Origin of the sequence: Photorhabdus heterorhabditis, from assembly GCF_018448905.1 — a bacterium.
Lineage (GTDB): Bacteria > Pseudomonadota > Gammaproteobacteria > Enterobacterales > Enterobacteriaceae > Photorhabdus > Photorhabdus heterorhabditis.
The window spans coordinates 29,578-46,476 of the sequence record NZ_RCWA01000026.1 but is presented as its reverse complement, the minus strand read 5'-3'; the positions used below and the strand labels follow the sequence as shown (position 1 = coordinate 46,476).

General features: G+C 40.9%; 23 protein-coding genes. 12 read left to right on the top strand and 11 right to left on the bottom strand.

The annotated features are described in order from the left end of the window. Positions 1 to 18 precede the first annotated feature (18 nt). The 8 genes from EAE89_RS15800 to EAE89_RS15765 all read right to left on the bottom strand — a co-directional run bounded on the left by EAE89_RS15800 (position 19) and on the right by EAE89_RS15765 (position 6,430). Positions 19 to 240, bottom strand: a complete 222-nt coding sequence (locus EAE89_RS15800; protein ID WP_054478612.1) for an ogr/Delta-like zinc finger family protein — start codon at positions 238 to 240, stop codon at positions 19 to 21. A 75-nt stretch (positions 241 to 315) separates the two neighbouring features. Beyond that, positions 316 to 1,383, bottom strand: coding sequence for a phage late control D family protein (locus EAE89_RS15795; RefSeq protein WP_054478610.1), 1,068 nt, complete (start codon positions 1,381 to 1,383; stop codon positions 316 to 318). After that, complete coding sequence (locus tag EAE89_RS15790; RefSeq protein ID WP_054478608.1) at positions 1,383 to 1,850, bottom strand: phage tail protein; 468 nt, start codon at positions 1,848 to 1,850, stop codon at positions 1,383 to 1,385. The genes EAE89_RS15795 and EAE89_RS15790 overlap by 1 nt, the downstream gene beginning before the upstream one ends. A 2-nt stretch (positions 1,851 to 1,852) precedes the next feature. Then, the gene (locus EAE89_RS15785; protein ID WP_244866508.1) at positions 1,853 to 4,261 is read right to left on the bottom strand and encodes a phage tail tape measure protein; all 2,409 of its coding nucleotides are present in this window, start codon (positions 4,259 to 4,261) and stop codon (positions 1,853 to 1,855) included. After that, positions 4,254 to 4,373, bottom strand: coding sequence for a GpE family phage tail protein (locus EAE89_RS15780; protein WP_200905763.1), 120 nt, complete (start codon positions 4,371 to 4,373; stop codon positions 4,254 to 4,256). The genes EAE89_RS15785 and EAE89_RS15780 overlap by 8 nt, the downstream gene beginning before the upstream one ends. A 14-nt stretch (positions 4,374 to 4,387) precedes the next feature. Beyond that, the gene (locus tag EAE89_RS15775) at positions 4,388 to 4,705 is read right to left on the bottom strand and encodes a phage tail assembly protein (RefSeq protein WP_054478604.1); all 318 of its coding nucleotides are present in this window, start codon (positions 4,703 to 4,705) and stop codon (positions 4,388 to 4,390) included. A 26-nt stretch (positions 4,706 to 4,731) separates the two neighbouring features. Continuing rightward, positions 4,732 to 5,247, bottom strand: coding sequence for a phage major tail tube protein (locus EAE89_RS15770; protein ID WP_054478602.1), 516 nt, complete (start codon positions 5,245 to 5,247; stop codon positions 4,732 to 4,734). A 10-nt stretch (positions 5,248 to 5,257) separates the two neighbouring features. Further along, positions 5,258 to 6,430, bottom strand: coding sequence for a phage tail sheath protein (locus EAE89_RS15765; protein WP_054478600.1), 1,173 nt, complete (start codon positions 6,428 to 6,430; stop codon positions 5,258 to 5,260). Between the two features lie 396 nt (positions 6,431 to 6,826). Here EAE89_RS15765 and EAE89_RS23685 point away from each other — a divergent pair, with 396 nt between their 5' ends. From EAE89_RS23685 to EAE89_RS15745, 4 genes are read left to right on the top strand one after another with little or no spacing between them, the layout of a single operon-like run. Continuing rightward, positions 6,827 to 7,381, top strand: a complete 555-nt coding sequence (locus tag EAE89_RS23685) for a hypothetical protein (RefSeq protein WP_054478598.1) — start codon at positions 6,827 to 6,829, stop codon at positions 7,379 to 7,381. A gap of 32 nt (positions 7,382 to 7,413) precedes the next feature. Further along, a complete protein-coding gene (locus tag EAE89_RS15755; protein WP_214086206.1) occupies positions 7,414 to 7,647 on the top strand; it encodes a hypothetical protein in 234 nt (77 codons plus the stop codon). Beyond that, the gene (locus tag EAE89_RS15750) at positions 7,601 to 8,080 is read left to right on the top strand and encodes a phage tail protein (protein ID WP_339423343.1); all 480 of its coding nucleotides are present in this window, start codon (positions 7,601 to 7,603) and stop codon (positions 8,078 to 8,080) included. The genes EAE89_RS15755 and EAE89_RS15750 overlap by 47 nt, the downstream gene beginning before the upstream one ends. After that, the gene (locus tag EAE89_RS15745; RefSeq protein ID WP_161804238.1) at positions 8,080 to 8,253 is read left to right on the top strand and encodes a hypothetical protein; all 174 of its coding nucleotides are present in this window, start codon (positions 8,080 to 8,082) and stop codon (positions 8,251 to 8,253) included. Before EAE89_RS15750 ends, EAE89_RS15745 begins: the two co-directional genes overlap by 1 nt. 261 nt (positions 8,254 to 8,514) lie before the next feature. Here the strand turns inward: EAE89_RS15745 and EAE89_RS15740 are convergent, their stop codons facing one another. Both EAE89_RS15740 and EAE89_RS15735 read right to left on the bottom strand, forming a co-directional pair. After that, positions 8,515 to 9,051, bottom strand: a complete 537-nt coding sequence (locus EAE89_RS15740) for a tail fiber assembly protein (protein WP_244866507.1) — start codon at positions 9,049 to 9,051, stop codon at positions 8,515 to 8,517. A gap of 5 nt (positions 9,052 to 9,056) precedes the next feature. Then, complete coding sequence (locus EAE89_RS15735) at positions 9,057 to 10,061, bottom strand: pyocin knob domain-containing protein (RefSeq protein WP_214086204.1); 1,005 nt, start codon at positions 10,059 to 10,061, stop codon at positions 9,057 to 9,059. A 64-nt stretch (positions 10,062 to 10,125) separates the two neighbouring features. On the opposite strand from EAE89_RS15735, the gene EAE89_RS15730 reads away from it, so the two are divergent. Next, positions 10,126 to 10,698: a recombinase family protein gene (locus EAE89_RS15730; RefSeq protein ID WP_214086203.1), complete on the top strand. Its 573-nt coding sequence runs from the start codon at positions 10,126 to 10,128 to the stop codon at positions 10,696 to 10,698. 104 nt (positions 10,699 to 10,802) lie between these two features. On the opposite strand, the gene EAE89_RS15725 is transcribed toward EAE89_RS15730, so the two are convergent. Next, positions 10,803 to 11,417 (bottom strand): phage repressor protein CI, encoded by a 615-nt coding sequence (locus EAE89_RS15725; protein ID WP_054478582.1) that lies wholly within the window; start codon positions 11,415 to 11,417, stop codon positions 10,803 to 10,805. A gap of 397 nt (positions 11,418 to 11,814) precedes the next feature. Between EAE89_RS15725 and EAE89_RS15720 the strand changes: the two genes are divergently transcribed. The 7 genes from EAE89_RS15720 (at position 11,815) to EAE89_RS15690 (ending at position 16,878) form a co-directional block, all read left to right on the top strand. After that, positions 11,815 to 11,979: a hypothetical protein gene (locus EAE89_RS15720; protein WP_166304310.1), complete on the top strand. Its 165-nt coding sequence runs from the start codon at positions 11,815 to 11,817 to the stop codon at positions 11,977 to 11,979. 221 nt (positions 11,980 to 12,200) lie between these two features. After that, the gene (locus tag EAE89_RS15715; RefSeq protein WP_036769919.1) at positions 12,201 to 12,443 is read left to right on the top strand and encodes a tail protein X; all 243 of its coding nucleotides are present in this window, start codon (positions 12,201 to 12,203) and stop codon (positions 12,441 to 12,443) included. A 502-nt stretch (positions 12,444 to 12,945) separates the two neighbouring features. Then, positions 12,946 to 13,785 (top strand): phage baseplate assembly protein V, encoded by an 840-nt coding sequence (locus tag EAE89_RS15710; RefSeq protein ID WP_054478583.1) that lies wholly within the window; start codon positions 12,946 to 12,948, stop codon positions 13,783 to 13,785. Then, positions 13,785 to 14,126, top strand: coding sequence for a GPW/gp25 family protein (locus EAE89_RS15705; RefSeq protein WP_036769912.1), 342 nt, complete (start codon positions 13,785 to 13,787; stop codon positions 14,124 to 14,126). The genes EAE89_RS15710 and EAE89_RS15705 overlap by 1 nt, the downstream gene beginning before the upstream one ends. Positions 14,127 to 14,139: 13 nt before the next feature. Then, positions 14,140 to 15,138, top strand: a complete 999-nt coding sequence (locus tag EAE89_RS15700) for a baseplate J/gp47 family protein (RefSeq protein ID WP_188093417.1) — start codon at positions 14,140 to 14,142, stop codon at positions 15,136 to 15,138. Further along, entirely contained in the window at positions 15,131 to 15,748 is a 618-nt protein-coding gene (locus EAE89_RS15695; protein ID WP_054478588.1) for a phage tail protein I, read from the top strand. The genes EAE89_RS15700 and EAE89_RS15695 overlap by 8 nt, the downstream gene beginning before the upstream one ends. Beyond that, complete coding sequence (locus tag EAE89_RS15690; protein WP_214086202.1) at positions 15,745 to 16,878, top strand: phage tail protein; 1,134 nt, start codon at positions 15,745 to 15,747, stop codon at positions 16,876 to 16,878. The genes EAE89_RS15695 and EAE89_RS15690 overlap by 4 nt, the downstream gene beginning before the upstream one ends. Positions 16,879 to 16,899: the final 21 nt, after the last annotated feature.

The following is a 16,899-nucleotide window of genomic DNA, read 5'->3' as shown; positions in this document are numbered from 1 at the left end:
CAGCTAATTTGTGACTCTTCAAGCCAAATTCAACTGAGTTTTAGGCTTTTCTTTCGGATGCGGTTTCACACTGACCACTTCACCCGGCTTGGAAATAAAGCGAACAAATGTTTCATGGCTGACGAAGGTTGCACCACAATTGATATTTTGACACTGGTTGTAACGTTCTTTTGTCTGACTGGAATGCTCAAAGCTGCTGCGTGCATGAGCAGCTTTACCACAAAGAGGACACTTGATCATATTTATTACCCTTAACTAAAACATAAAATCTCATTTCGCGAACAATATAGCAATAAGATCTTATTTAAAGAACGATTATTTCATATCGAGATCATCAATTTTTAATTCCAGAGTCAGTGCCGTTGTAAAACCACCGCTAGATCCATTCATCGTGTGAGTAACTTTTGTTAGCGTCCATTCCGTTTCATCTATTTCAGGTTTAAAACCAATGACTTTTATCGGTACTTCGGGGTAAAGATCTGCACGCCCTTGAGCCAATTGAATTGAAAATGTCGCCGTACCACGTTGTATTTTTTCCCAAGTAGCTTTGGCCGCACGCTTAGCGCTGGCTTCATCAGCATAAACACGGGAAAGTTCCAATACATTATCCTTACTACCAATCAGATATGATTTTGAGTTACCAGTACCTCGAACTGACAAAATGTGTTTTTTCTCCGGTTTACGGGTATCTAACCAATTTGCCACCACGCCGGTATAAGCCTCACGATCAGATAAAGTAAAATTATGGCTGTCCCCTAACCGACGAGTGATCACTAATGCAGGGATAGCTTGACCGCTGGCTGTTTTGTTCAGCCCTTGCCGAATAAATATCAATTTGCCATTTTTTACTGAAGCAATTGCCCCTTCCTGATTTGCCAACCGGGTAAGAAAGCTGCCATCAGACTCATTTGTCTGATCAATATGATTAATAAATACCTTCTCTATATCCTTATGCAAATCGGCGGTGAGTTTATTTCTGGCGGCAATAGTATGGACAATCTCACCTATTGTTTTCTCATGATAAGATACTTCACGTCTCATATTGAGAGATTCACGAAAATCAGCACTACGGGCACGGATAGTTAATTTATCCGGTGTTCCACTGTGCTCAATTTCATCCACAGTAAAACGCCCTTTATCTATAAGTGGCTGATCACGCCACCCTAATGCCAATGAAATCACATTACCTCGAGAAGGTAACATCAAGCTTCCATCTGCATCATCCAGTTCAACATCAAGCTGATCGGCCTCAAAACCGCGATTATCCGTCATCGTCAGTGATATCAGGCGCGATTGAATGCGCCCGCTGATATCTTTATTATCAATTTCCAGAAGAAATCCCGGTGCACTGCCTTTTTCTGGAACCCTGTCAAATTCAGACATCATCCAATACCTCTTTCTTTGACTCTACCCACCAAACTTTCTGTAAGCATGGAGAACTGATTCTGAAGATCACCGAACATTTCACCCAAAGAGCTATCAACTCGCCGCAATTTCAAAGTAAAATCAATTTTGCGAGCAGCACCATTCGACATAAGTTCCGTTTTTGTCTGGTCGATGCTCTCAATGACAAACATGCCGTAAACCGTGCCACTACCATCTATAAAAGACCAGGCTTTACCGCTATCAGCCATAACCTGTAGAGCCACCAATGATAAACGACCACCGGTAATTTCTGGATATAACGAGCCTGAAAGTATCATTGTGTCATTATCTGGCCCCAGAAATTGCCCGGCAGGCCGGAGCCCAATACGGCTATTAAAAGCATGTCTCCATGACTGCTGATATTGCAGGCTCTGGTATGGCGTGGTTTTCAACATAAAAACAAATAAACCCAGTGCTGCCATCATAATTAGAATTCTCCTCTGTCAGAGAATGAACTGCGTAAACGAGCTTGCTGTTTACGGTCCCGATCATCCAGTTCGCGCCTGACCATTGCAGCGATATCCTGCGCAGACTGCTCTGGAGCGCCATAGATATTTATATGATAGACCGGGGATTCACTAAGGTACTGTATCTGGCGCTTCTCTGTTTTCTCCTGAATTTGTGGATACGCCTCAACAGGTAAACTCTGAATATGCAACGGTGCTGTTCTAGCTGCCGCAGAAGGCGCCATCACACTTAAAGAAAACGCAGCAGCGGCTGCAAGTTTAGCAGTCTGACGCCGACTAATAACATTAACAGGGCCTGTTACAATCTCCGGTCCATATTCACCAACAATACCAAATCCACCAACTGGGATAATTCCACCTTTGTCATGTTTCGGCAGAACCGAGCTGACATTAGGAGTCATGTTATTACCCGTACCTTTTGCAGTATCTTCCCCTGGCCGCATCCAATCAGGGATATACTCAGACAATGAGGTCAGTTTCTTTTTCAATGCCTCCCACTTTTCATTAATCCCCTCCAACAAACTGTTAATTATCGCTGTGCCAACCTCTTTAAATTTACTGGGTAAGTTCATTACATCAGCAATAATTTCATTCCATTTATCCGAGATCGATATTTTAATATTCTCCCAGATATCCAATGTATTCTGTTTAACTAACTCCCAGGCATTACTTATATTAGTTTTAATATTCTCCCAGATTTGTAAGGCACTCTGTTTAATTGATTCCCATTTCTCACTCAAGCTGATTTTAATATTTTCCCAAAGCTGAGAAAATTTCGGCCCCAATGTTTCCCAATTTTGCCAAATATAAACAGCAGCCATAGAAATTAAACCAACAATAGCAAGGATTGGGTTAGCCATCATCAGACGACCAACTATCATCATGGTACTTCCCAACACTTTCAGAGCATTTCCAACTAATCCAAAAGCTTTCACACCAGTACTGCCAAAGAGAGTGAGACTATATTTCGCTACAGCTAATGGCAGTAATATTGAAGCAATCGCCTGCGCTAATGCACCAAAAACAGTTAACATCCCTCCGACGACCATCGTGATAGTCGCAAGCATTGCAGCTAAACGAGGGTTGGCTTTCATCCATTCACTTACTTTATTAACGACATTTGTCACTTGCTGAGTGACCTCTCTTAAAGGTCCCTCTACGCCGGAAAACGTCTGAACGCCCAGATCACTCCAAGCGGCATTAAGCTTTTGAATATCACCGGTAAGGCTATTCGTCATTACTGATGCAACTTTTTGGGATTCACCTTGAACATTTTTTAGTGCAGCGATAAAAGCTTGTAATCCTCCCTGTCCAGCCTGATTTACCAACACATCCAAAGCAGGTACGGACTTTTCACCACCAATTGCTGTGAAATAACTTGTACGTTGTTTACTGCTCATTGACCGGGTTTTATCATCCAATTCAGCGAGGATGTCAGGTAATTGCCGTAAATTACCTTTAGCATCCCGGGTCTTGATACTTAGTTGCGCCAATGCAGCGGTAGCGGCTTTAGGTGGCTCAGCCAACCATTCCAGCACACTATTCAGAATCTCTCCAGCTTCACTTCCTTTGATATTAGCATCACTCAGCTTTCTGGTAGCAGCAGCAACTGTTTCAATATCAATCCCCAAAGAAGAAGCGGTCGGCGCAACAAATTTCATGGTGTCACCCAATGCTGCCAACGTCGTTTTTGAACCAGTAAACGTTGCCGTTAAAACATCACTCACACGGCTCATCTCTTCGGATTGTAATTTGAACCCTTCCAGCACATTAGTGCCAATATCAATGGTAGCGGCGAAATCTGCACCACTAGCCTGTGACATTGATACTGTACCGGGCATCATATTCTTTATCTGAGCAGGGGAATAACCGGCAGAGGCATAAAGACTCTGCCCTTGCGCAATTTTGCTGGCATCAATTCCGGTACTTTTGCTCAACTCCCGACTTTGATTGAGCAACATGGCATATTCAGGAGAATTTTTTTCAATATTAGTTTGTACCCGAATTTTGGCCATTTGAGCATTAAGATCGTAACCTGGCATTAAAAAGTTTTTGCTGGTTGTCAGTATTTTAACACCTGCCGATTTTGCATTAGCACCATGCTGGCTAATACGATCACGAAGATCTTTAGTTTTGCTATAGCGGCTCTCTTCCTTTTTACTACTGTCATGCGCAGTTTCCTGCGCATATTCAGGAACAGAATAAGGTTTAATTGCTTCCCAAGTCTGATTTAACTGCTTGAGTTCACCACGGTTTTGCCGGATGGAATCCGCCAGCCTTTTATTATTTCGCTGTGCGGATTTCAAAACGCTGGTCAGCTTATTAACGGACTGTATTACCCATTTAAGCTGTGACTGTGTATTACTCATTTTCTGCACCACTTCGTAAGATGGCCCGATGTCGCCAGTCCAGTAATTCTGTCAATGACATTTCACTTGTCACTGCCGGAGACCAGTGGAAAACGGTGGCAATATCTGCCACCAAGTCATCTACGGTTAGTCGGTCTGGAAACCGGATTTCGCCGACTTCGGTAACAAAAAATTGACCACCTCAACACTGAAATTAATCAGATCGCCCGGTGTCATTGCCAACAGGTCGCTTTTAGTGAGAGCGGGAGTGGTAACACGTGGCAAAACTAGCATCATTGAGTCCACATCCATCTCCAGCAAAGCCTGTAGCCGAGCACCACGCAGCGCTCCACTGTTAGGTTTGCGCACCACCACTTCAGTGATGTTGCTATTACCACGTGCAAGTGGTTCTTCTAATACGATTGTGCGCTGCTCGTCGTTTTGAGTAATGAGTGTTTCTGTCATGGTTCAACCTTGTTTATCCGATTAGATTAAAGACCCATAGCGCGGCGATGATCTGCCAGACGATCTTCACCATTAACAATTTCAACCATGTTAACGGTATCCACTTCGATCAGAACTTCACCATCCCATGTCAGTTTGAAATAGGTGTTTTTAGCGCTGATTTTGGTCTGAGTATTATCCCCTTGCTTATAAGTGCCATGGTCAAACTCATGGAAGCGGCCACGCATCACGATTTCAACAGCAATCACATCATTGGTATCATCGCGCTGGTAGGAACCCGCAAAACGCAACATTACGCCGTCGGCTTTAGTTATTCCCCACTGCCGATAATGCTGAGCTTCCATACCTCCCAGAGTAAATTCAACATCCAATGCACCTTCATCCAAGCCCAAGTCCACCGTCACGCTACCGTTCATACCACCGCCACGATAGGTTTCTAGTTTACGACTCAGCTTAGGCAGAATAAGTTCTTCCACTATTCCCTGATAACTATTGCCGTCATTAAACAAGTTCAGGTATTTAAGTTTGCGAGGTAATGCCATCTGTGTCCCCTTAGCCGTTTATGCTTTTCGCGAAATCCATCAGGTAACGATCTGTAATACGCTGGCGTAACATCATATTTTCCAGTGGTGGTACAGGTGTGTAGTCGTAATCGAGGGTCAATTTACCCGCTTTCAGAGTGTCTTTATCATTGGCATTTTCGTCGTACCAGCATTTACCATCAATGATGTACCCCCCGGACCTCAATTCACGGAACTTGGCGTTAACACCTTCGATAATGTCTCGTACCAGTGAAGCAGTCAGAGGCTTATCGATTGCCCACATATGTGCTTCCGCCATGGTATCAGCCAGCACCTGAGCAGTGCGGGTGTAACTTTCGAACTGGAACAATGGATCATCAGCGCAGGTACGAGAACCCCAGAAACGGAATCCGTTTTTGCGGATAAGTGTCGTGATGCCTTTTTCATTTAGATAACCAGCATCAGTTGCTGGATCTTGCAGATCCCAGAATACGTCTGCTGAAATACCCGTCACACCATTGACACCGATGTTTGACAGAGTTTTATGCCAACCCGTTTCTTCATCAATTTTTGCCCGCAGGCCCAGTGCTCGGGCAGTAGCGTAGGCGATAGATTCTTTTTTGAGAACAGAGTCCCAACCTAAGAAATCAGGCCAAATCAGCATCACTTCTCGCTGACTGAAGTTTTTACGATATTCGGCAACTTCTTCTTTATTCTTACAACCATAAGCACTGATATAAGCCATTGCTCTTAGTTTTTGCGCAATACTCGCCAATTCAACAGCAACAGCTTTTGTATCCAGCCCAGGAACCCCCAGAATACGTGGCTTAACACCTAATTGGCCTTGTGCTGCCAACAGTGCCTGCATGCCCGTTTTCTTACCTTCACTAGTTGTAGTACCAATGATGTTGGTGGTGGTATCACCTTCCGTTTCACCTTGTTCTACACGGACAACAACAGTAACGGGTTTAGCTTGGTCTGCGATAGCTTTAAGTGCCTGAGGCAATGTACCGGCATCACCCGCTTTGCCAATTGCCATCGAAACATCAGTAATCAAAACCGGGGTGTTTAATGGAAAAGCGTCTGCGTCTGCTTTAGGGCCAGTACAGACCATACCAACAATAGCGGTGCTAATTGTGGTGATGGTGCGTGTACCTTCGTTAATTTCCTGTACACGGACGCCATGATGATAATCTTGTGCCATATTAGCGGTTCTCCTATTAAGGTGTCCCGCTATGTTGAGGTATCCAAGTTATTAAATCATTCGATTAGAAATGTGTGGCAGATGATACAAATCAGGTTAGTTAATCTATTGTTTTTTCTAATAAATTAACCTTAAGCACTTCATAGGTAAGCAGGAAATGGAACCTCTATAAATCAATGCATATTTCTTGCTGTTAGGAATTTTTATCTCTGTTTATCAATTGTTTTTTCACAGATTTTTCCTACAAAAATAGATTGTAATTTATACATATCAACACATTTCTCTGTAAATCACCATTCTGGTCATTTGTTGACACTCGGATATAGCCAATCTTTTCCATATGTAACCCTGCTGAGTACCAATGAGAGACTATTCTTTTGGAAATTTCACAGAATAGTGAGTTTTGAAAAATCTGGTTTAGTGGAAACCGTTACTAAAGCCGCAGACGCGTTGCAACGTAGCGGGGGCAATGTAACAGGTGACATAACTATTACTACTGACTCTATGCTGAGTTGGAACAGAAACACCGACTTTGCCTCTATCGGTTTTAAAAACACCGGAGATGGTGATGCAGATTCCTATATGTGGTTTAAAACGGGGGATAATGGTAACGAATATTTCAAATGGCAGCATGCCCTCTCTGGAGGACCGACTAATGAATGGATGAGCCTTAGACACGATAATCTTCGAGTTAGGAGGTATCAGGTCTATCATGAAGGATATAGACCAACCGCTGCGATTATTGGCGCTTATACAAAATCAGAATCAGACACGCGTTATATTCAAGACATTCGCTTTGGTGCCAAAGAGTACGCACAAGTACGGGTAAATTATGGAGATACAGACACAAGTGGGTATGCCACTACTGCTGTAATAAATGGAAATAGAAATGAGTTAGTTGATACCGTAAATCGAGGCCAATACAGAAAAAGGTTAACGGCATATGGATGAATATATCCAATATTTAGTAGGGTGATGAATATATGCAAAACATTAAAAATTTTTCCCAATATACACCAGACTCAAAACAAGCCAGAAAAATCATTGAAGATTTTAATGTCATTTATTTGAAGTCAGAAGACGACCAAGACTGGTATGAATGCCAGAAAAGCTTTAATCCTGACACAATCAAAGTAATGTATGATTTTAATAATGTAATCCGTTGGTTTGGTGGAACAGCTAATTCCGGTCGGTGTGCCACTTCCCTGGCCGACTGAAATACCACCGGAAGGATGGGTTCCGTGTAATGGGGCGGCCTTTGATAAGTCGAAATTTCCGGAGTTAGCCAAGGCTTATCCTAGTGGTAATTTGCCCGATTTGCGTGGTGAATTTATTCGCGGCTGGGATGATGGGCGTGGGGTCGATCAATCACGTGCATTGCTGTCACAACAAAATTCAACACGATTACCCAGCGTTTATGTTCACGCGGCTTCTGCTGATAGGGGGATATTGGTATCACCTCCTGTTAATACGTATTCCCGTGCTTATCCATCAGAAATTATGGCCAGTGATTTTGAAGATAGTACTACCGGCAGTGGCCCGTATTACACGACAAGCACGTCATTAGTACCAAGTGGTGCAGTTGGATTATCTGCTTTTCGAGTACGTCCGCGTAATATCGCATTTAACTACATTGTGAGAGCAGCATAATGATTACAACTATTTTAGATGGAAATAATATTTTTATAGGGCCAGGTAATATCACTGTATTTAATTATGATGTAGTTACCGGAGAATATTTAGATAACAGTAAAAAATTTCTGACTATTGGTATAGAAATTCCCGTACACTCTGGTGTTGAATGGCTACTTACCGAAAGATAGGGATATGCTATTTGTCATAGTGCAAAATTAGCATGCTAATAATAGATATCTGATTATCTTGTAAAAATAGCCTATAGTATCAAAGTCCTTGAACAATAAAAAATCACTCGGAAATGTTGACATTCAAACACACTGATAATATATGGTATTACTGAGCAAGGTTAATACTTCACTGGCTTCTGTTATTGAATAAGTGACTGAAGATACTACAATAAATTTATTAAGACCGGGAGTTATCCTAACCCCGGTCATTTTTATAAGCTACGATAATGGTGGAATTGGCCAGACAATTTCTGGTGCGGTTGAAATATCAACTCGACTAAGCATTATTCGGTATTTTTTCCATTCCAATAGAATGTTTTTTTCTTCTTCTGTCGCTATATTTAAATCAATGGCATCTTGTAATGGAACTATAATATTATTAGATTTAACTAGTAACTGAATTCTTTCATGTTCTGCTTTCCTAATTAATTCTTCTTTAGTTGCGACATAAGGAAATATTTTATAACCATCAAATACCCATTTTTCATTGGTGTTTTCGTCAAACTCTTTAGGCACATCATTCTTATTAATTTCTGCAACAGAAAAACCAAGCGGTGCAAATTTAGATACATCCGTCGTTATTGCACGAATGAGACCATTATTATCATACATAATCTTTAATGTTTCTGTTGAGAATTGATTTTGAGATGTATACCAATCATTACCTTGCTTATCCTGAAGATAAAGAGCAAACTGTACAGCGTCTTCACTGTCAGGTATATATTGCTTAAATGGGCCAAGATTTACCAAATTCATTATTTTTATCCTCGTACAATAGTGATCCATTGACCATTTTTAAGAAATTGAATAGGACTCCAATATAACGTCTCAGCGGAATAATCCCTATCTCTATTATAAAACCCAGTTAACACATTAGGGCCGTGATATTCCAACACACCACCAGCTCCTATTTGTACTTCAACACCAAGGCGGATGTTAGAAATGTAAAGACTATTGCATTCTTCTTTTGTATATACGCCCAAATTTCCAACAGAAGGGGGATTTGATGTATTATATTCCCTAGTCCAAGGAGTCCATGGTAAATCATTATATTGGCTACGAGTATATATCCGGCTGCTGTTATAAACAAAATAGCGTTGAATAATCCCCGCAGCTTTCAACACAATAAGAGAACCAGCAAGTTGCTCAGGATAATTAGCACCATTTTGGGCATGAACATTATAATCTTGATAATAAACCCCTGGTATTTTGTAATTATCTAAATTCGCTTTATCACCTAAATAAATAGCTTGCCCATTAAATATGTCTTGAGAAGTAATATCGATATCTCTGGATAGAGCCTTACCATTTATCTTACGGATTCCTGTAATATATCGAGAGTCGGATTCCGTTTGTGTATAAACCCCAATATCTACGGCAGTCGGTTTATTCAGTGTATTATATTCCCTAGCCCAAGATGTCCATACTCCGATGTCATTTAAGGAGCGAGTATATATCCGGCTGCTGTTATAAACAAAATAGCGTTGAATGATCCCCGCAGCTTTCAACACAATAAGCGAACCGGCCAGAGGTTCAGGATAATTAGTACCAGATTCTGCTGAGGCGTTGGCATATTGAACATAAACACCTGGTGTTTTGTAATCATTCAAATTGATTTTTTCAGGGATAGTGACTGCTTGCCCATCAAAGATATCCTGAGACGTAATATTGATATCCCCAGACAACACCTTTCCATTCACTTTCCTGCTATTAGGCACCGCATTTTTCGCTAAATTTACTGTTTCCATCAAACCAAGGTTTTTCAAAATTCTCTAATACGTGATAATTTCTATAAGAATAGTCTCCTATTGGTATTAAACAGGATTAAACATGGCGAAGATTGGTTATGTCAGGGTGTCAACAAATGACCAAAACAGTGATTTACAGCGAAACGCTCTGATAAGTATAAATTGTGAGCAGATTTTTGAGGATAAAATCAGTGGAAAAACAGCCAACAGACCAGGTTTAAAACGAGCTTTAAAGCAACTTAAAAAAGGGGATACTTTAGTTGTTTGGAAACTTGATCGACTGGGACGTAGCGTAAAAAATATGGTTACTTTAATTTCTGATTTAAGTGAACGTGGTATTCATTTTCAAAGCCTGACTGACAGTATTGATACTAGTACCTCTATGGGGAGGTTTTTCTTTCACGTTATGAGTGCACTGGCTGAAATGGAACGGGAATTGATCGTTGAAAGAACAAATGCAGGATTAATAGCTGCTCGTGCTCAGGGAAGAATAGGTGGCAGACCTGTATCATTCTCATTTGCTGAACAGCAACAGGCCGCAAGATTGTTGGCTAAAGGCCATTCGCGGAAACAATTATCATTGATCTACAACACATCGTTATCCACGATATATAAATATTTTCCGGTAAATAAAACAGATTACCGATCAACTTAATATTTTAGGTTCAGCTAACTAAACGTTTACTTAGACAACAGATTGCCATCAAGCATGGATTTACATATCTGAAAAAATTAATTTATCGACAATGAAAAAAACTTTCAGTACCTGGAAATCATCAGGTAAACTCGACCAATGAAGTTAATCTCATCAATTGCACAATCAAAGGTCACATCATTATCACATACCCTGATTTTACCGACCGGGATTTTTGTGATCTTTTTAATACTATGCATTCCTTCAATATCAATTAACCATAAACCATCCTGAACATCAGGTTCTTTTGTATCCAACAAATACCAAGTGTTATTGTTATCTACAATGAGAGGTTTTCTTATTTCTCTGGCAATAAGTTGAGTATCTAAAGTCACAGGGTTGTCAGCGTTCAACTTTCCACCAACTAATTTAACCCGCTGTATTGTCGGAGTGATAATGTTTTCTAAAGACTCCTTTTTCTTTTCTCCATCAGGGAACATGTCTCCTTGCCCTGTGCTTAGCCATAACAATGAAGCATTGGTTTCAAGGTTGCATTGAATAACCCAATCTGCTGGAAAGCTATCTCTTAAGTACCGGTTTGCCATTGTGCTTTTAGACACACCTAGATGGTCGCTTAGTGCTTGACGTGATTTAAACCCATATGCACTAACAAGGCGTTCGATAGCTTGTTTTCCTCCACTATCTGCACCCATTTTTATCTCAGTTACATTTTTTTTCATTTAAAGTACAGTTTAGTGAGTTTTTCTTCTCCACAACTCTCTCTAATTAAAGAGCTATAGTGATTCCAAATAAATTTACTAGATCCAACGAATGATATTGCATCATGGGCATCTAAATTTCAATCTATATACTTTGTGAAACTATACAATCTAAATAAATAGCAAAAATCTTCTAAGTAATAAAATAAGAAAAACTTATTAATTACAACGGATTGTGATAGGAAAGAAACCTTTTTAATCATTAATTATTTCAATAAAAACAATAATTAATATATTAACACTATCAAATATAGTTCTTAAAAAAGATAAAAAATCCCTTTAATTTTTTCTAATCAAGGTGTACTGTCCTTATATACAGTTATGTTATACGGGGGTAAGTTTGTCAGTGGACTTTCTTATGGAATCAGTAATAGCGCAACGTATTAATTTTATTGCCAGAATGGCAATAAGCTGTGAATGTAATCATATTGAAGATAAAGAGCTAGCTTTGACTTGGATTGCAGAATTATCGACGCCACTTACGAAACAACTTATTAATTGTCACGAAACACGTGAAGAATAAATGCGACAAATAAACAGTACGCATGTGGAGTTTTTGTATGATAAATAATCTAGAGTTTCTAAGTTGGTTATGATTGTATTGAAAAATTAGCCACTGAAAAGTGGCTTCTTGCTTTTCATTTGTACTATGGCTCTAACAATGTTGTTTCATTGTTTCCCCTCTTTTATTGGCACACCATGGTACTCTAATTTAACAATATTTCTTGTAATAGAGATTACCTAATGAAAATAATTGCACAGCAAAATGATACTGTTGATGCCTTGTGCTGGCGCCACTATGGCCGAACTCAGGGTATGACTGAACGTGTTTTAGAAGCTAATCCAGGATTGGTTGAATTGATATTTAAAAAATTTCCGGAATTGTCCGAATCTGAATATAGCGTAATCCTGCCACATGGCACTGAAGTTGAAATGCCTGAAATTATGCCAACTGCAACAAAACCTATTCTGCAACTCTGGGATTAAAGGTAACGAATGGGCGTGAATACAACCATGCCATTTATGGTAGTGTTAGTTTGATTGTTTTTTCAAAGGATTATCACTCTATTTTTACCAGCGTTGCCAGGAGTATGGCTTGATCTACTGGCCTTTTAAGAGCAAATAAAACCTATCCGCATTTTACAGGATATTCTGGAAAAAAATTGTAACTGTATTGTTTTCGACATTCGAGCAAGAATTATCTGTAATCAGCTTACCTTTAGTATCTTATATCCAGCATACGATTAGACAATACAACATTGGAATTCCTTAGATTACTGCATTAAGCGTTGATAGAAAAACCACCTACAGATTATTAAAAAGCCTTTCCCTTTAAGGAAAAGGCTTTTTAATTCATATTGTTATAGTCTTTACCTTCCAAGAAATTTGTCTGACCTTTCCTACAATTCGTCTTTAATGTCTACCGCTACCTTTAATGTCATTCTTCCAAACATAAACCCATAACTACCTACATGGCATTTTTCCGAATATGGATACACAACTAACAGAACTTCTACGCTTATTACGTAACCTGATCAGAACTGGTGTTGTTACCGAGGTAGATACTCAGCGAGGAATGTGTCGAATTGCGACAGGTAATCTCGAAACTGACTGGAGACCTTGGTTGACAATGCGAGCGGGTAATTCCCGTACTTGGTGGGCTCCCAGCCGTGGTGAGCAAGTTTTGCTATTATCTGTTGGCGGTGAATTGACCACATCCTTTGTATTACCGGCTGTTTATTCTAATCAATTTCCAGAGCCATCGACTCTCCCTACAGAAACTGACCATATTGATTTTCCTGATGGTGGATTACCGGCCATTTATTCTGATCAATCTCTGGCATCACCGCCTCGTTCTGAACAAGCTGTTCATATTGCTTTCCCCGATGGGGCTGTAATGGAGTATGAGCCGAAATTTGGTGCTTTAGTGGTAAAAGGTATTAAGACTGCCAGTGTGAAAGCTGCAAATTCCATAACACTTGAGGCAACGAATATAACACTAAAGGCATACAACAAAATTGGATTGGAGTCGTACAACGAAATTGGGATAAATGGATACAACAAAGTTGGATTGGAATCGTACAACAAAATTGGATTGAATTCAAAAAACGAGATTGGACTAGAAGCACTTAATAAAATTGGATTGGACTCAAAAAACGAGATTGGACTAAAAGCAGGAAAAGAAATGGGTCTGAAAGCGTCAAAAATTAAATTGGAAGGTGATGTTGAAAACACAGGCGGAAAACTCAGTTCTAATGGTGTGACCTTACATTCTCACCAACACTCCGGCGTCATGGCAGGCGGTGCGACAACAGGAGGTCCAGTATAATGATGTATCTTGGAATGAACCGGCAAACCGGTCGTAGCCTGACAGATTTGGAACATGTACGCCAGTCTGTCAGCGATATCTTACTAACCCCCGTAGGTAGCCGTTTAGAACGTCGCACTTATGGTTCTCTGCTACCCGAATTAATTGACTGGCCACAAAACGCGGCTCTACGTCTGCAAGTTATGGCTGCCAGTTATACAGCTATCAGCCGCTGGGAACCACGAATTAATCTGACAGCTATCACCATAAATACCCAACAAGACGGCAAAATGACAATAGATATATCCGGTCATTATCAGCTGTCTCCTGGGGTGTTTTCTCTATCCATCCCTGTGAGGTAAAACAATGCCGACTATTGACTTGGTAGATCTAAGCCAACTGCCACCACCTGATGTAGTAGAGCCACTGGATTATGAAAGACTATTGGCTGAGCGTAAAGCCAAATTAATATCTCTTTATCCTGAAGAACAACGAGATGCTATTACTCGAACACTAGAGCTGGAATCCGAACCTCTGGTTAAGTTGCTGGAAGAAAATGCTTACCGAGAATTGATATTGCGTCAGCGGGTAAATGAAGCGGCTCGTGCAGTGATGCTGGCCTATGCAACCAATGGCGATTTAGACCAATTAGGTGCGAACTATAACGTTACTCGGGCCGTTATGGAGCCTGATAGCACCTTCCGTAACCGTATCCAGAGAGCCTTTGAAGGGCTAAGTGTTGCAGGGCCGATAGGTGCATATGAATATCATGCCCTTAAAGTTAATGAAGGTATTAGTGTCAATAAAGGTGACGGAAAAGGTAAAGGTGAATATCAAACTGTTGCGGATGTTTCTGTCATCAGTCCATCACCGGCTAATGTAACCGTCACTATTTTGTCACAGAAATGGATATGGGAAAAAGATAAGGACGATAAGGAAGATGAAACACATAACGGTATACCTTCACAAGACTTACTGGATAAAGTGGTTATAGCACTTAATGACGAAGATGTCAGACCGGTTGCTGATCGGGTAAAAGTGCAACCAGCCAAAATAATGGAATATCAGATTGATGCTGTGCTCTATCTTGAGCGGACACCTGAGTCTGAGCCTATCCGTAAATTAGCTCAAGAAAATATGGATAAGTACGTGCTAGATCAACATAAGTTAGGGAAAGATATTCGGTTATCCGCCATCTATGCCGCACTGCATGTAACTGGGGTGAAACAGGTGGAATTGAAAGCTCCGACGAAGGATATAATTCTGTGTAAAGATCAAGCTCCTTACTGCACTGGTAAAAAATTAGAGCTGAGTAAAATTCAAACTTCTGATTGCTCTAAGCCAGATCCAATAGTGGGAGGTTATGATGAATGACCGCCTGTTACCAACAGGTTCTACCGTTTTGGAGTTGGCTGCTGCTAAAGCATGTTCGCAACTGCAAAATATAGAAGTACGACGACTCCGTAAACTCTGGAATCCTGACACTTGCCCTCCAGAGTTTTTACCCTATCTCGCATGGGCGTGGTCGGTTGATCGTTGGGATGAAAACTGGTCGGTGAGTACTAAGCGGGAAGTTATAAAAAACTCGATGTTTCTGCACAAACATAAAGGAACCATTGGTGCCGTCCGTCGCGTGGTAGAACCGTTAGGCTATCTCATTCAAATAAAGGAATGGTGGGAGAACAATGAAACACCAGGCACATTCCGATTGGCGATAGGGGTACAGGAAAACGGCATCACCGAAGAAACTTTTTTAGAGCTGGAACGGTTAATTTCTGATGCCAAGCCTGTTAGTCGTCATCTGATAGGTTTGTCAATCAATTTGGATGTTAAGGGCGAATTTTATTGCGCTGCGACAAGTTATAGTGGAGATGATCTCACTGTTTACCAATATATCCCTGACGTCATCACAACTAGCGACAATGCTCCTTTAGGGGCAGCAATTCATTTGATCGATACAGATACATTGAGGGTTTCACCATGAAATACTTTGCAATTTTAACCAAACTGGGAGCGGCTAAGCTGGCAAATGCTGCTGCTTTGGGAACAAAAGTCGATATTACTCACATGGCTGTTGGTGATGGAGGCGGTAAATTACCTGATCCTGACGTTAATCAGACACAGCTAGTTAATGAAAAGCGTCGGGCCGCAATTAATACATTGAGTGTCGACCCGGTAAACACCAACCAAATTATTGCCGAACAGATTATCCCTGAAGGTGAGGGGGGCTGGTGGATGCGTGAAATTGGTCTGTTTGACAGTGAAGGTAACTTGATTGCGGTGGCAAACTGCCCGGAAACTTATAAACCACAATTACAGGAAGGTTCGGGTAGAACACAAACTGTCAGAATGATCTTAATTATCAGTAATACTGATTCAGTAACACTGAAAATTGATCCCTCTATAGTTCTGGCAACTCGTGAATATGTAGATAGTTCAATTCTGAAACATGAAAAAAGCCGCAATCACCCAGATGCTACGTTGACAGAGAAAGGTTTTACAAAACTTAATAGTGCGACTAATAGTAATGATGAAACCACAGCGGCAACACCCAAAGCAGTAAAAGCAGCTTATGATAATGCTAATAGTAAATTGGCAAAAAACCAAAACGGAGCGGATATCCCTGACAAAAATGCTTTTGTGAAAAACCTTGGTTTATTGGAAAAGCTAATTCCGGTCGGTGTGCCACTTCCCTGGCCGACTGAAATACCACCGGAAGGATGGGTTCCGTGTAATGGGGCGGCCTTTGATAAGTCGAAATTTCCGGAGTTAGCCAAGGCTTATCCCAGTGGTAATTTGCCCGATTTGCGTGGTGAATTTATCCGTGGTTGGGATGCTGGGCGTGGAGTCGATCCATCTCGTCCATTATTGGTATGGCAGGAAGGTTCTTATTTACTACAGGAAATTGCTGGTCAGCCTGCTGATAATGTTGTTAATTTCTCGCTCAATGAGCGCATAAAGTTACAGTGGGATACTCCTCAACCACAACCTAACGGTATTCCACTAAGAGCCAGATCTGTAGGTTCAGCAACAACCTGGACTACCAATGCAGGTTACATCGGGGTATCAAGGCCACGTAACTTAGCATTTAACTATATTGTAAGGGCAGCATAATGAGTACATCTGTACTCGAAG

What these genes read in the sequence shown, in the direction of transcription:
- EAE89_RS15800 (WP_054478612.1), bottom strand. Translation starts at nt 240, where the DNA reads ATGATCAAGTGTCCTCTTTGTGGTAAAGCTGCTCATGCACGCAGCAGC.
- EAE89_RS15795 (WP_054478610.1), bottom strand. Translation starts at nt 1,383, where the DNA reads ATGTCTGAATTTGACAGGGTTCCAGAAAAAGGCAGTGCACCGGGATTT.
- EAE89_RS15790 (WP_054478608.1), bottom strand. Translation starts at nt 1,850, where the DNA reads ATGATGGCAGCACTGGGTTTATTTGTTTTTATGTTGAAAACCACGCCA.
- EAE89_RS15785 (WP_244866508.1), bottom strand. Translation starts at nt 4,261, where the DNA reads ATGAGTAATACACAGTCACAGCTTAAATGGGTAATACAGTCCGTTAAT.
- EAE89_RS15775 (WP_054478604.1), bottom strand. Translation starts at nt 4,705, where the DNA reads ATGACAGAAACACTCATTACTCAAAACGACGAGCAGCGCACAATCGTA.
- EAE89_RS15770 (WP_054478602.1), bottom strand. Translation starts at nt 5,247, where the DNA reads ATGGCATTACCTCGCAAACTTAAATACCTGAACTTGTTTAATGACGGC.
- EAE89_RS15765 (WP_054478600.1), bottom strand. Translation starts at nt 6,430, where the DNA reads ATGGCACAAGATTATCATCATGGCGTCCGTGTACAGGAAATTAACGAA.
- EAE89_RS15755 (WP_214086206.1), top strand. Translation starts at nt 7,414, where the DNA reads ATGCAAAACATTAAAAATTTTTCCCAATATACACCAGACTCAAAACAA.
- EAE89_RS15745 (WP_161804238.1), top strand. Translation starts at nt 8,080, where the DNA reads ATGATTACAACTATTTTAGATGGAAATAATATTTTTATAGGGCCAGGT.
- EAE89_RS15740 (WP_244866507.1), bottom strand. Translation starts at nt 9,051, where the DNA reads ATGAATTTGGTAAATCTTGGCCCATTTAAGCAATATATACCTGACAGT.
- EAE89_RS15730 (WP_214086203.1), top strand. Translation starts at nt 10,126, where the DNA reads ATGGCGAAGATTGGTTATGTCAGGGTGTCAACAAATGACCAAAACAGT.
- EAE89_RS15725 (WP_054478582.1), bottom strand. Translation starts at nt 11,417, where the DNA reads ATGAAAAAAAATGTAACTGAGATAAAAATGGGTGCAGATAGTGGAGGA.
- EAE89_RS15720 (WP_166304310.1), top strand. Translation starts at nt 11,815, where the DNA reads ATGGAATCAGTAATAGCGCAACGTATTAATTTTATTGCCAGAATGGCA.
- EAE89_RS15715 (WP_036769919.1), top strand. Translation starts at nt 12,201, where the DNA reads ATGAAAATAATTGCACAGCAAAATGATACTGTTGATGCCTTGTGCTGG.
- EAE89_RS15710 (WP_054478583.1), top strand. Translation starts at nt 12,946, where the DNA reads ATGGATACACAACTAACAGAACTTCTACGCTTATTACGTAACCTGATC.
- EAE89_RS15705 (WP_036769912.1), top strand. Translation starts at nt 13,785, where the DNA reads ATGATGTATCTTGGAATGAACCGGCAAACCGGTCGTAGCCTGACAGAT.
- EAE89_RS15695 (WP_054478588.1), top strand. Translation starts at nt 15,131, where the DNA reads ATGAATGACCGCCTGTTACCAACAGGTTCTACCGTTTTGGAGTTGGCT.
- EAE89_RS15690 (WP_214086202.1), top strand. Translation starts at nt 15,745, where the DNA reads ATGAAATACTTTGCAATTTTAACCAAACTGGGAGCGGCTAAGCTGGCA.